We start from the raw sequence: 12,821 nt of genomic DNA, 5'->3' as shown, positions 1-12,821 counted from the left end.
ATATGCATACTATGGTCGTTAAAAAAGTGGGCATCCTTGGTGCCGGTATTATCGGAATCTGCTCGGCAATCGAATTGCAGCGTCGTGGTTTTCAAGTCACCTTGTTGGATCCGAAAGGTTTGGGGACACAAGCGTCGTCTGGCAATGCCGGGCATTTTGCCAGTGAACAGGTTTTCCCTCTCGCGGACCCTGCGTTATTGCCCCAGCTGCCAAAAATATTACTCGATCCGAAGGGCCCGTTTCGAGTTCGGCCCGCTTATTTCCTGAGAGCCTTGCCTTGGTTTTTGCGTTTTCTATGGAATATGTTGCCCAGTCGCGCGAGACACAATTCGCACTTGATTCGTCAGCTGAATGAACGAGCAATACCCTGTTATCAGGAACTGTTGGGCGTGTGTGGTTTGAAGGGTGAGTTGCAATTGTCTGGAAGCTTACTGACTTTTGAGAAAACCGCTGAGGCAGACATTAAGAAACAGCTGGCGGCGTTTCAGGCAGAAGGTGTTGCTGTTGAATACCTGACACGAGCGGAAGCTTTACATTTGGAACCGGCTTTGGGAGATTCGGTAAGTGCTTGCCTGTATTTCAGCGACGTTGGGCATTGTCATGACCCTGCCACGCTGTGTCGGAAGTTGGCCGATTATTTCTTGGAACAAGGTGGCACCTTTCATACCGTGAGCGCTGAAAAGATTACCGAGTTTCAAACGTCCGTAAAGGTGAGCGTCGTATCGGCTGAAGACGAGCAGGTCCATAAGGATTTGTTCTTTGGTAAAATTTTGATCAGTTCCGGTGCCTGGTCCAAACCTTTCGCTCGTCAGCTGGGTTATCGTGTGCCTCTGGATACGGAGCGAGGTTATCATCTGATGGTGCCTGAACATCGTATTCTGAGTCGACCGGTGGCGTCGGCTGAGCGCAAATTCATTATGACACCGATGTCAGGCGGCCTTCGTCTTGCCGGTACGGTTGAGTTTGCGGGCCTGGATGCGGCGCCGGACTACAGTCGAGCGGATATGTTATTGCCTCACGCGAAGGCACTTCTGAACAATGAGGCCTTGGAGAAATTCCGAGTGCAGGATCACCATGAACGTTGGATGGGTTGTCGCCCCTCGCTGCCGGATTCTGTTCCTGTTATGGGGAAAGCGCCGAACCACAAACGTATCTATTTCAATTTTGGTCATCAGCATTTGGGATTGACTTGGGGAGCGGTTGCCGGGAAGCTGTTGGCGCAAGATATTTCCGGTGAAAGCAGCGATATTGAGCTTCAGCCCTATTCAATCGCCCGCTTCAACTAGGTCTTTCCGGTGCATTTCGCCCGGGCTTGATTGCGTCTGCCAGTTGCTAGTAAGCTGGCAGAAAAGGAAGTCATTATGAGCCCAAGCGCTTCGTTGTTCAGCGTTATCAAGTCCAATCTCGCCTATCAATTTAATTACTTGATGCTGTGCATCGTCTGGAATATTGCGGGCCTGATTTTATTATCGAACGGTGAGCCTGCCTTAGGACCGACGGCCTCTGTGAGCGCGATAGCGGTGCTGTTGGGATTTGCATGTGCGATTGCTCTGGGGGTGTGGCGTTGGCCCTATCTGTATATGTTTGCGACAGCCATATTAATGTTTCTGGCGAGCTCCGCGGTCATTCCTGCTTACACACAAGATCCGAGTTTATGGCCTTCGGACTATTGGCGTTATGGTGGTGCCCTATTGAATGGTTTGGGGGCATTGGTTTGTGCTCGCGGTTTACTGGGGTTTTGGCAATGGCGCAGCCGCCATGCTGAATCTTGAGCTGTCTGTGAATTCAATGAGCATTGTCGAATGCCAGATCCACGACTTGAATGAGGCCCACTGGGCACTGATGTTCATGGCTGACCCTGATCGAGAAGTCATTTCCGCTTACTTACCCGATTGTCGAATCTTTGCGATCCATAGCAATGGCTTGCCAATCGCTCTGGCACTGTTGCTTGGTGCTGAGTGTGCCTATGGAGAAAAGCTGGGCCTAACAAAAGGCGAGGCTGAACTGATTAATATTGCTGTGAACCCAGATCATCAGGGCAAAGGTTTGGCGAAACAACTGATTCAACATTGCATTGATGTCAGCAAGCGAGCTGAGCTGAAAGCGTTGTGGATTGGTACCGGCAATTCCAGCTTGTCGCAACTGGCGCTTTATCAAAAAATGGGTTTTCGTCTTCATCACATTCTTCCGGATTACTTTTCGGATTACCCCGAGAGCATTATTGAGAACGGTATCGATTGTTTGGATATGGTGCGCTTGACGTTTACCTTTAAACAGGAGGTGTCTGATGTCGGAACTGAAAACTAAAGCCGGACAAATCAGTTTGGCGGAGTTCATGGCCAGTGTGCCGGAAAAGAAACTTGAAGATACCAAACGCCTGATCAAGATGATGAAAACGATCACGGGTGAAAAAGTCACGGTATGGGGTAGCGCAATTGTTGGTTTTGGGGCTTACGAATACCAAAACACTGGTGCAGGAGGCCGCTGGTTTAAAACTGGATTCTCACCGAGGAAACAAAACTTCTCGATTTATATTATGAACGGTTTTTCTGAATACGACGCGCTTCTTGCGAAGTTAGGAAAGCACAAACTGGGAAAATCCTGTTTATACATCAGCTCATTAAAGGCAGTTGATGAGGCGGTGCTGAAAGAACTGATCACACGCTCATACACTGCCATGAGTAAGAAGTACGACTAGGTGAGAGTCATATTAGGTGAGAGCCATATTAGGTGAGTATGATGCCGGATAAACTCAAGTCGGCGCTGGTTATTGGTGCAACAGGATTGGTGGGGCGCGCCTTGCTCATGAAAATAGCCAAGGCTCCTGGCTATGGACGCATTGTGGCACTCAGTCGACGGCCGATCGAAGACTGCCCCGGTAACGTTGATAATATCGTACTGGATTTCGATCACTTAGCGGATCACGCTGCGGTGTTCAATGTCGACTGCTTTTTCAGTTGCCTCGGAACGACCCGTAAGCAGGCGGGTTCTATTGAGGCCCAGAGAGTCGTTGATTATGACTACCAGCGGCACGCTGCTGAGTTGGCGAGGGCTGCTGGCGTAAAGCACCTATTGCTGGTGTCTTCATCAGGCGCTGATGCGAAAAGTGCCAGTGCCTATATGAAAATGAAAGGTGAATTGGAACTGGCGGTACACGCCTTAAATTTTGACAAACTGTCGATCTTGCAGCCTTCTCTACTGGTTGGAAAAAGAGAGCATCATCGCTTGGGTGAAAGCCTGGGTGAGAGTGCCCTTAACTGGCTGAATGCCTTGGGTATCCTGAAACGCTATCGACCTATCGCGGGAAGCCAAGTGGCTGATGCTCTGCTTTATCTGGTGGAGAACCAAACCGGTGCATCTGAGGTCTATCGTCTTGATGAGATTTTCACACTCACTTAAAGGAAGATTATGATGGCAAATCGTCGCAGCAGTGCTTTGATTCTTGGTGCGCTACTCTGTATCGGCCTGGTTGCTCTGGGGTATCTGCTCGGGCAGTCGGCAGTGAAAGTTAAAGAATATGAGCGCTTGGTTCGAGTCAAAGGGCTGGCGGAGCGAGAGTTGCCTGCGAATATTGTCATCTGGCCGATTCAATACTCAGCGGCAAGTAATAGTCTTGAAGATCTGTACCAAAAGCTGGATGAACATGCCGCTGTGGTTCGAGGATTTCTAGTCGAGCGCGGTATTCAAGCTGAAGAGGTGAGTGTGTCTGCGCCTGCCGTTACGGATAAGTCAGCACAGCAGTACGGTAATGAGCGCTCTCCGTTTCGCTTCGTGGGCACACAAACGGTGACAGTTTATAGCGAACAGCTAAGCAACGTTCGTGGCATGATGGGAGCCATCAGTGAGTTGGGCAAGCAAGGTGTGGTGTTAAGGGGCGATCACTACGACAGTCGCCCAGAGTATATTTTTAATCAGCTCAATGACATCAAGCCAGCCATGATTGAGGAATCGACAAAAAACGCTCGGCAGGTTGCCGAAAAGTTTGCGGCCGATTCCAACAGCCGCTTGGGTAAAATCAAAAGAGCAAGTCAGGGGCAGTTTTCGATCCAGGATCGAGACCGCAATAACCCGCACATTAAAAAGATACGAGTCGTATCGACGGTTGAGTACTACTTGTCAGACTAGTTATTCTCAAGCCTGTTGTTGCTTCTGACGAATCTGTTCTTGCAGGATGTTGTGGAAGTATTGCAAGCTGGCTTCGTGTCCACCAATAATAAACGTATCGTTGGCGCCGGTAGCGATCCCCTTTTGAGCCTGCTCACAAACAAAAAAGTCTTCGGCTTCGAACACGCCGTTCTCAATGATATCGAAAGCGCGTTCATAATGAGCGTGCTCGGCTTCATTTTTGGGTTCGGCCGGGATCAGACAAATGTGATTGACCAGAGTTTCATCGGGCGCGATGGGGTACACCGATAAAATGCTGCTGTAGTCCGGGTGGAAAATCAGCGTTGTGTTGGGAAAAATCTGGTATGCAAACGTGCAGTGATGGCGATAATCCCAGTCAGTGTCGTTTAAATCAAATGCGTCTACCAATTCATTGCGCCCCACAGTGGAACGAATATGAACCCCCTTCGCCTCGCTGACCGCGGCGCAATCAATAAAGAGAGGCCCTACGGTATTTTTATGCAAGCGCTTTACGTGGTAACCATCAAGGAACGCGTCGACAATGAGTTTCCAATTGGTTTTCTTGCGTTTTAATGATTGTTTAAAGAACACCTCACCATCGATGTTAAACGCCTCCAGATCGTTGCCAATATCACCCAGGTGTTTGTCCAGATCTAATGACCCTTCCGGGTTGGGGTTTACCCAAATAAAACCATGGCGTACTTCGCAAGGCAGTGCCTTCAGGCTTCGACACGTTTTATCAAGATGAGGAAAGGATTCTTCCAGAGGTACGGCGATTAGCTTTCCATCCATGCCATAGGCCCAGTTGTGGTATGGGCAAACCATGCTGGGACGCCGTTTAACTTCTTCTCCATCGACCAGACGAACGCCGCGGTGGCGACAGGCGTTTAAGAATGCTCTGATTTTGCCGTCGCGAGCGCGGGTTAAAATAATGGGCTGCCCCAGGTGATCGAATGCCATGTGATCACCGGCTTCTTTCAACATGGTGTGATGACCGACAATAAAAGCCCCGTCACGAAAGATGGTGTTTTGCTCGTCCTTGAACACCTCTTCGCAATGATAGATTTTCGCCTCAATTTCTCCGCAGGCGTCCATGTTGCCTAAATCCCCTTCTCTGGTTTTGGCGATCAGTTCGGAAAAAATATCGTGTCTGGGGTCGGACATATCAGGCTCCTTGTTATGTTGGGGTGATGTCAGGCATCGAGCTTGTTGAGCAACCGGTCAAGTTTTTGATCGATGTGGTCGAGATCAGAACTCTGGTTGTTTGTTGAGTGCTCGCGGCTGAGCACGCCTCGGAATAATAACTGCCAAAGTTGCTCCAAAAATTGTGCACTGTCGTGGGCCTTACCGGTGTTGAAGTTGGCGATGGCAAAATGTTCTATTGCACCGAACAGCGCGTCACGAAACACCGGGCTTGGAATATGACCGTCGATTTCCTCTTGGCTGATATCCTCAAAGGCATCAACAAAAAGCTGGGTGTATCGTCGGTTGTGGCGATGCAGGGCTTGTTGAGTCTGTTCATCTCCATAGCGCGCATGATTGCCCACGACCAGCCTGGCGAGTGGCCATTGAGCCTCCAGCTGCTGGATATAGTCCTCGGCCATTGCTCTTAACCGCCTTTTGGGGCAGCTGTGAGCTTGCTGAATCATTTCAATGTTGGTGTGTATCGTCGCGAAGACCTCATCAATCAGGGCCCGCAAAAGCCCCTGCTTGTTTTCAAAATGAAGGAACACTGTGCCTTCGGCGACTCCCGCGCGCTTGGCGATGGTACTGGTTTTGCTATTGGCAAAATCCTCTTCGCTCATGATGGCTTTACAGGCCTCAAGAATGGCCTGCCGGGTGGCTTCCCGACGCTGTGACTGGCTGCGTTTTTCTATCTGAGTAGCGCTCATAATGGTTTGGTCAATGTTCAGTTAAGTGCCAGTAAAATGGCTGTATATCGATTTTTAGTGAGTATTACTCATTAAAATATAGGCGGCAAGCTGAGTTTCTGCCACTTTTTTGGGCTAAATTGACGTTTGTTGCAGTCAGGCTCAGTTTTTTAGCTATGTGGCCGTTATTCGTCTATGAGCGCGGTGAGGTCATGGCGACAAAAGGCAAAAAAGGATGTAACAGCATGAATTTCAAATACCGTTTACTGTTGCTGATGGGGATTTCCGTATTGGGGGCGGTTTGCTTTGCCCTTGGTTTTCGACAGGGCCTGGTGCTTTTGGTGATGGTAGGCCTGATTGTGGAATTATTGGTTTGGCTGGGGCAAATGGAATCCGATTTTGCACTTGAACTCGCGAGACCGGCGGTACCGACCGCTCGTAAAAAACCGCTGTAAGCTATTTAGTGCGCTGCCTATGCGGCAGCGCATTTGAACATCGATTATGAAGCCATCCAGGCTTCAATCTCCTCTACGGTTCTTGGGGCGCCTGCTGAAAGATTTTCGTGGCCGTCGGCGGTCACTAGGATGTCGTCTTCAACTCGAATGCCCATGCCGCGAAATTCCGGCGCAACTTGGTTATCGTGGGCGGGGAAATACAATCCTGGCTCAATAGTAAATACCATATTCGCTTGCAATGTTTTCCACTCATTGTGATGTTTGTAGCGCCCAACATCATGAACATCCAGGCCCATCCAGTGGCCGGTTTTATGAATGCTGTAAGGCTTGTAGAGTTCTTTCTCCAAAGCTTCTTCCATACTGCAACGGAGAATGCCCAGATCGATAAGCCCTTGTGCCAGAGTGGCCATGGCAGTTTCGTAGAGGTGGTTCCATGGTGTGCCGGGTTTCACCAGAGCGATGGCATTATCGAGCGCGGCCAATACCACCTTGTATACGGCTTTTTGTGTATCACTGAAGCGGCCATTGACAGGAAAGCTGCGAGTGATGTCGGCCGTGTAATATTGAAAATCACCACCGGCATCAATCAGTAAGATTTGCCCGTCCTGGAGCACGTCGTTATTTTCAGTGTAGTGCAGGCAGCAGGCGTTATTTCCGCTGGCCAAAATAGTAGGGTAGCCCACATCCTGGCAGCCGTATTCAGACACTTTGCCAAAAAAAGCGCCGGCTAATTGCTGTTCGTTAATGCCCGCGCGAGCTTGTTTCATGACGGTTTTGTGCCCGTCGACCGAAGCCGTAACTGCTTGGCGAATGCGAGCGAGTTCGGCGTCGTCCTTAATGATACGACGTTCATGAATGAAGGGCAGAATCGAATGCAGGCTGCGAAAAACTTTTGTTTCGTCGAATCTCGCACCACGCCGCTGTTGGTTGATCCAGCTGAAGATTCGATCTTCAAAACGGCCCAGCTCGTCGGATAGATAAACATGCTGGCGCTGTCCCAGCAGCTCAGGCAGGCGCTGTTCAAGCTCGGCGATATCATACGCTGCGTCGCAGTCATAACGTTCAGCCGCCATTGTTTGGCCACAACGATGGCCAAAATTAATCTCTGCTGCTTTGTCCTTAGGCAGATTAAACAGCACAAAGGGTTGGTTGGAGTTAGGGCGCAGAACCGCAACTGCATCGGGTTCGGCAAAGCCTGTTAAATAGTAGAAATCATTGTCCTGGCGAAAATTGTAGGTAATGTTTTTATTACGCACCTTTTCAGTGTTCCCAACCAGAATGACCACAGAATCGGCTTCGATTTCGGTCAGCAACAATTCTCGGCGCGCTTTGTAATCAATGTTCATAGTGCTTTCCAAACCACATTTGTTTGTGTCTTAGGCTAAACTTTTTACGACCAGCTGGGCGGCAGCAAGATCTTCCAGGGCATGTCCAACTGACTTAAACAGCGTAATGTCTTTATCATTGCGAAGGAAGGCGCGTTCCTGTCGGCAGAGTTGAAACAGATCTGCGCAGATGTCTTCCTGCTGCAAAACGCCGTTGGCCAACGGTGTGGCGATATCGCCGGTTTCTTTGCAGGCGCCGGTGTAATTGTCGACAACGATACGGCTGCGGCGGATGCAATCGTCATCGGCTTCGCGCATATCGGGGCGATAGGCCCCGACCAAATCCAGATGTTGACCTTCCTGCAGCCACTCACCCATGATCAGGGGCTCTTTGCTCATGGTGGCCACTGAAATAATGTCTGCCTCACTGACGGCCTGATTCAGGTCATCGGCAACTTGAATATTAAAGCCCGAAAGATTGTCCAGCTCGGCAATGGCCTGGGCTTTTTCCGGGTTGCGCCCCCAGATGATGACATCCTCAATCGGGCGAACGCTGGCATGTGCGCGAATGAGCTGGCTCGACAGGGTGCCAGTGCCGACCATCAGCAGTTTTCGGCTATCCGGGCGCGACATAAAGCGACTCGCCAGTGCGGACGCAGCGGCCGTGCGTTTGGCCGTCAGGGCCGGTGCATCCATGGTGGCTTTGACGCAGCCCCGAACAGCATCAAACAGGACGTAGGTGCCTTGAATGGAGGGAAGGTCAAACTTGTAGCTCTCCGGGGTTACTGTGACCAGCTTAATTCCTATATCACTGCCCGCCTGCCAGGAGGGCATCATCAACAAGGTGGTTTCCCGGCTGCTCTCAGGATTAGGAATGTCATAGTGATTGCGCAGAGGGGTCTCAATATCGCTGGCAAAAGCCTTCTGAAGGGCATTCACCAAATCCTCAAAGGGTAAGGCGCGGTCAATGGCCTGCTGATCGATAAAATCCATGGACTGACTCTCATTACTGTAAATTGTATACAGTATACAAGAGTTGTCTGGACAAAATAAACGATCGAGGTCTGATTGGGAGTGAAAACGGGCCAGGCTTTCGGCCCTGACCCACTGTGCGGATGTCGATGCGTTTTAGGATTCGGACCAGATCGCAAACTCATTGCCGCAGGGCTCGCGGAAATGGAAGCGACGGCCGCCAGGAAAATCGAAACAAGGCTTGCTGATGTCACCACCGGCCTTGATAACGGCCTTTTCACTGGCCTCAAGATTCTCGCTATACAGCACAACTAACGCACTGCCTGCTTCCTGACTCATGGCCATATCAATGCGATAGAAACCACCATCGATGCCCTCTTGATGAAAGTCGCAGTAATCCGGGCCATAATCCTGAAAGGTCCAGCCGAAAGCAGAATGGAAGAAGGCCTTGGTCTTTTCGAGATCTTGGCTAGGCATTTCAATATAATTGATTTGTTGATGTTTTTTCATAGGCTACCTTGCTGACACCGCTTAGGAACCGCTGCTTGAGGGTTCCTGTAGTTAAAATCAGTGGGTATGGTAGCGACTTGCGGTTCGCGCAGAAAGAGATTCAACCAATGCTTTGCAAGTCTACTGACAGGGCCTGTCGTATGAGATTGGCTTTGCTGAAATTGCCACGGCTGACCTTATCCATCATTTCAGGTTTGCCCAGAATCTGGAACGTATTTTCTGCGAGAGACAGACCTTGCGCTTGGTTCCGTTGGGCATTCTTGCAGAGCTCGATTAGATAATTGAGTTTGTCCTGCATGCCGGCTTTTCCTGCTTCGTCGATCCCGCGATGGGGGCAAAAGACGACCTCTATGTCCAGCGTCAGCACTTTTTTCAAACTCAGCATTAACTCCATCAGATTTTCGTCGGAGCGCATGTATTTAAGCGCGCGTGCCAAGTACAGATCGCCGCTGAAAAACCAGCGTTGTTTAGGTAAATAAAAACAGGTGAGGTCTTTGGCGTGCCCAGGTGTATGTATGGCAATGGCCTCATCGCCATTGGCCAGGTACTCCTTTTCGGCCAGAGGTTCAGTAATAACCCGTTGAGGTTTTCCCCAGGTCAGTTGCTGAATGGCTGGAATTCGAAACCCTCGTGCGAGTTTTTGCTGGGCTTGAATCGGTGCTTTGGGGACTAAGCCATACTTGCGGCCAACCCGCGAGGCATTGCCGCTGTGATCTTCATGGTGATGGGTTAGCCACAGTTGTTCTATCGACGGACCAGATTCCAAAAAGCTTTTTACATGCCGCCACTGGTTCGAGGGACCGCAATCAACAAGCACACTGCCAATGCGATAAACAATAAAATTAGAGGTCACGCCCCCGTTAAGGCGACCCACTCTGACTCCTTCGACCAAAGTGCCGTCGGCATGTTGATGTTGATAGTGTTGGCGGATGGGCATGTTCGAATCTCTTACTTTCCTAATTGGCTATTCTAGTTCATGTTTGGCGAGACAAAAGTGTGAAATCCGTCTTTTTCAGTGGCATAAATTTACACATATGTAGGGGATATGTAATACAATTAACCAGCTCTCAGGCTAAGGAAGCAAGGATTGGCCGAATACAAGGGATAGATTTATAGGATGACTACTTGACCTCCTCTAAGAACTCCACCTCTTTTTTCGTTATTTTTATGGCATTCCTGTGCATGGCCTGCGGTGCATCCAAAGCATTCAGGTTAAATTAAGTGAATAGGAAAGGAAAATGCGCGTTGCTTTTGGTTTGCTACTGTTGCTCAGTGGCGTGAATGTATTTGCAAATTCAAATATTGATACTGTTTGTGATCATGCAGAGTTGAGTGTTGAAAGGAATGATTGCCTGGCCTTGGTGGATTTCTACCATTCTTTTAATGTTAAAAATGTTGATATTGGTAATACGTGGGGATTACCGGTAGTTAATCACTGGAAAGGTGTGACGACTTCTGGTGGTCGAGTTGTAGAGATTGTTCTGGATAAGCCTGTTTTAGATGATTCTTTTCAAAGTGATTCTTGGTTGGAGGGCAAGTTCGAAGATAGTTTCAAGCTGTTAACAGCATTGCATAAATTAAGTATTAATGGCACGACTTATGGAGCTCCTCTTCCCGATTTCTGGGATGCATTCCCAAATCTTGAGTGGTTAAGCTTGAGCGCTGGGAAAGCTAAGTTGATTAGCTCGTTTCCTCAGTCAATGAGGGACCTAAAAAATATTAGAATTTTAGATTTGGGGAATCTAAAAATTAGAGACAGATTTCCGAGTAATTGGGGGGACTTCGCTACTCTAGAGGTTTTGAGGTTGCACGATAATCTTTTTTATGGGGAGGTAGACAGTTCTATTGTAGATCTCAAGAAGCTTAGGAAGTTGAACTTGTCATTTAATCCCTATTTGTGGGGGGAGTTTCCATTTGAAATTTTAAAAAACGAAGTTGTTCCTGATGTCCACCTTGTGGAATCCAATTTCTGGGGCGAGATACCTGACTATGTTCTTGATACAACGAATCCATTGGATGAAAGTGCATTGATTTATTTGGATCATAATCACTTTTCAAATGCTTTGAGTGGCCCAATTCACTTAATTTTTCAGAATGGTTATTACTATGTTGAAATGTCGGGTCAGACATTAGCATATAATCAGGAAGAACATATTATTCCAATAACCTTGAAACATAATAATAAAGGAAATGTAGTTCTAGCGCCAAAAATAAAAGGCCAGCAGTCCCGTATATTCATTGTCCCGGACGAGGGTTATAAAGTTACAGCTGTTTCCGGGTGCTCAGGGCAATTGGAGAGAAACATCTTTTCTGTTTCAGGTGGTCAAGCACAATGCAACGCTGACATCGTATTCTCTCCATGCGAAGGAAAGTCCTGTGTGGTGGATTTCGGTAAAACGAATTCTATCCCTAATGTAAAGGTAGAGTCCCCATTTCAAGGGAAGCAATTGTCTGGAGTGGTTCAATTTAGGGGGTGGTTTCTTTTGCCAGATTGGCATCAATTTTTTAATAATGACTTTATTCACGGAGAAAAAACAAAGTTTTCCATAAAAATTGATGATAATGAACGTGTTTATTTTCAGGAGTTGGATGTAAGAAGTGATGTAACTGATGCAATGAATTACACGCGTCCAGAAGGTGAGAGAGAGCTGGGGTGGAGTGTTCCAATCTACACTGGAGATCTGACAAATGGTCAGCATAACCTAAAACTCTTTAATGACATGGGAGTGCAGCTGGCTGATGTTGATTTCACTGTCTTCAATCCTAAAATGGCGGGGAAAGTTCAATATATTAGTGGTGTTGAAAAATCTGCTATCGTTCCAAATTTTCCAATTCCGGGGCATTCTTCAGAGATTGCTTTTAATGTCGCGGAGCAGAGTTTTACTGTTGTGAATCAATTCGATTCCTCAGGTAAGTCTGTTCGAAGTGAAGAGCGGCATTTCAGTGATGATGGCGAACGATACTCAGATCCAAAGCTGAGACAGAAGTCATCGAAGTATGGAGATAGGTCTGCTGCTCAAATAGAAAACCCATCTCCTGATCGCATATATTCTGGTGTACAAAATATGCGGGGGTGGTTCATAACTCAAAGGGATCAAAGCCCTACGCTTGGAGAGTTTGGTTTGCAGGACAAAAAATTCTCCATTGATTCAGGGGGCGAAGAAAAAAATATCAACCGAAACCTGACGTTTCACAAGCGTGAAGATGTAAATAAAAATTTCTCGGTTGCAGGAGATTTTGGTTGGAGCTTTCTTTGGTACTCTGGTAGTTTGAAAAATGGCTGGTATAGAGCCGATCTTAGTGCGCTTGAAGATGTCATTTATCAGATAAGGTTTGTGCTCCAGGAGGTTGAGTTTTTGTCTTTTACGCCTGTCAATGAATTTGGCGAGCAAGTTTACGTTCACTCCTATAAAGATGAAATACTGGTGGAAAACTTTCCAGAAGATGGTAGTGATGTAAAGCTACGTTTTGATCCAGCTGGGCAGAATTTTCTCATTGTTGATCAGCTAATACACTAGGAGAGCTTGCTTGGTTAGTAGCTGAATTAAGCTGATCGAAGATGA

General features: G+C 48.1%; 14 protein-coding genes. 8 read left to right on the top strand and 6 right to left on the bottom strand.

All coding sequences use genetic code 11. From position 1 onward, the window contains the following. The first annotated feature begins 2 nt into the window (after positions 1 to 2). From ABWW03_RS03125 to ABWW03_RS03100, 6 genes are all read left to right on the top strand, one after another. Positions 3 to 1,286 (top strand): NAD(P)/FAD-dependent oxidoreductase, encoded by a 1,284-nt coding sequence (locus ABWW03_RS03125; RefSeq protein ID WP_353406298.1) that lies wholly within the window; start codon positions 3 to 5, stop codon positions 1,284 to 1,286. 75 nt (positions 1,287 to 1,361) lie between these two features. Beyond that, positions 1,362 to 1,772 (top strand): hypothetical protein, encoded by a 411-nt coding sequence (locus tag ABWW03_RS03120; protein ID WP_353406297.1) that lies wholly within the window; start codon positions 1,362 to 1,364, stop codon positions 1,770 to 1,772. Continuing rightward, positions 1,717 to 2,307, top strand: a complete 591-nt coding sequence (locus tag ABWW03_RS03115; RefSeq protein ID WP_353406296.1) for a GNAT family N-acetyltransferase — start codon at positions 1,717 to 1,719, stop codon at positions 2,305 to 2,307. Before ABWW03_RS03120 ends, ABWW03_RS03115 begins: the two co-directional genes overlap by 56 nt. Further along, a complete protein-coding gene (locus ABWW03_RS03110) occupies positions 2,288 to 2,698 on the top strand; it encodes a DUF1801 domain-containing protein (protein ID WP_353406295.1) in 411 nt (136 codons plus the stop codon). The genes ABWW03_RS03115 and ABWW03_RS03110 overlap by 20 nt, the downstream gene beginning before the upstream one ends. Positions 2,699 to 2,736: 38 nt before the next feature. Then, a complete protein-coding gene (locus ABWW03_RS03105; protein WP_353406294.1) occupies positions 2,737 to 3,399 on the top strand; it encodes an NAD(P)H-binding protein in 663 nt (220 codons plus the stop codon). Between the two features lie 9 nt (positions 3,400 to 3,408). After that, positions 3,409 to 4,125, top strand: a complete 717-nt coding sequence (locus ABWW03_RS03100; RefSeq protein WP_353406293.1) for an SIMPL domain-containing protein — start codon at positions 3,409 to 3,411, stop codon at positions 4,123 to 4,125. A 6-nt stretch (positions 4,126 to 4,131) separates the two neighbouring features. On the opposite strand, the gene ABWW03_RS03095 is transcribed toward ABWW03_RS03100, so the two are convergent. Together ABWW03_RS03095 and ABWW03_RS03090 are read right to left on the bottom strand one after the other, a co-directional pair. Then, positions 4,132 to 5,289, bottom strand: coding sequence for an aromatic ring-hydroxylating oxygenase subunit alpha (locus ABWW03_RS03095; RefSeq protein WP_353406292.1), 1,158 nt, complete (start codon positions 5,287 to 5,289; stop codon positions 4,132 to 4,134). 29 nt (positions 5,290 to 5,318) lie between these two features. Then, entirely contained in the window at positions 5,319 to 6,017 is a 699-nt protein-coding gene (locus tag ABWW03_RS03090) for a TetR/AcrR family transcriptional regulator (protein WP_353406291.1), read from the bottom strand. A 224-nt stretch (positions 6,018 to 6,241) separates the two neighbouring features. Between ABWW03_RS03090 and ABWW03_RS03085 the strand changes: the two genes are divergently transcribed. Continuing rightward, entirely contained in the window at positions 6,242 to 6,451 is a 210-nt protein-coding gene (locus tag ABWW03_RS03085; protein ID WP_353406289.1) for a hypothetical protein, read from the top strand. A gap of 44 nt (positions 6,452 to 6,495) precedes the next feature. Here ABWW03_RS03085 and ABWW03_RS03080 read toward each other — a convergent pair whose 3' ends face one another. The 4 genes from ABWW03_RS03080 to ABWW03_RS03065 all read right to left on the bottom strand — a co-directional run bounded on the left by ABWW03_RS03080 (position 6,496) and on the right by ABWW03_RS03065 (position 10,195). Further along, positions 6,496 to 7,797 carry an aminopeptidase P N-terminal domain-containing protein gene (locus ABWW03_RS03080; RefSeq protein WP_353406288.1) on the bottom strand — a complete coding sequence of 434 codons (1,302 nt, stop codon included), beginning with the start codon at positions 7,795 to 7,797 and terminating at the stop codon, positions 6,496 to 6,498. A gap of 30 nt (positions 7,798 to 7,827) precedes the next feature. Next, the gene (locus ABWW03_RS03075) at positions 7,828 to 8,769 is read right to left on the bottom strand and encodes an ornithine cyclodeaminase family protein (protein WP_353406287.1); all 942 of its coding nucleotides are present in this window, start codon (positions 8,767 to 8,769) and stop codon (positions 7,828 to 7,830) included. A gap of 135 nt (positions 8,770 to 8,904) precedes the next feature. After that, positions 8,905 to 9,258 carry a VOC family protein gene (locus ABWW03_RS03070; protein WP_353406286.1) on the bottom strand — a complete coding sequence of 118 codons (354 nt, stop codon included), beginning with the start codon at positions 9,256 to 9,258 and terminating at the stop codon, positions 8,905 to 8,907. A 100-nt stretch (positions 9,259 to 9,358) separates the two neighbouring features. Further along, entirely contained in the window at positions 9,359 to 10,195 is an 837-nt protein-coding gene (locus tag ABWW03_RS03065; RefSeq protein ID WP_353406285.1) for an MBL fold metallo-hydrolase, read from the bottom strand. A 301-nt stretch (positions 10,196 to 10,496) separates the two neighbouring features. Between ABWW03_RS03065 and ABWW03_RS03060 the strand changes: the two genes are divergently transcribed. Beyond that, positions 10,497 to 12,776 carry a leucine-rich repeat domain-containing protein gene (locus tag ABWW03_RS03060; RefSeq protein ID WP_353406284.1) on the top strand — a complete coding sequence of 760 codons (2,280 nt, stop codon included), beginning with the start codon at positions 10,497 to 10,499 and terminating at the stop codon, positions 12,774 to 12,776. Positions 12,777 to 12,821: the final 45 nt, after the last annotated feature.

Source organism: Pseudoteredinibacter isoporae (assembly GCF_040372805.1).
GTDB lineage: Bacteria > Pseudomonadota > Gammaproteobacteria > Pseudomonadales > Cellvibrionaceae > Pseudoteredinibacter > Pseudoteredinibacter isoporae_A.
This window is presented reverse-complemented; position numbering and strand designations above follow the sequence as displayed.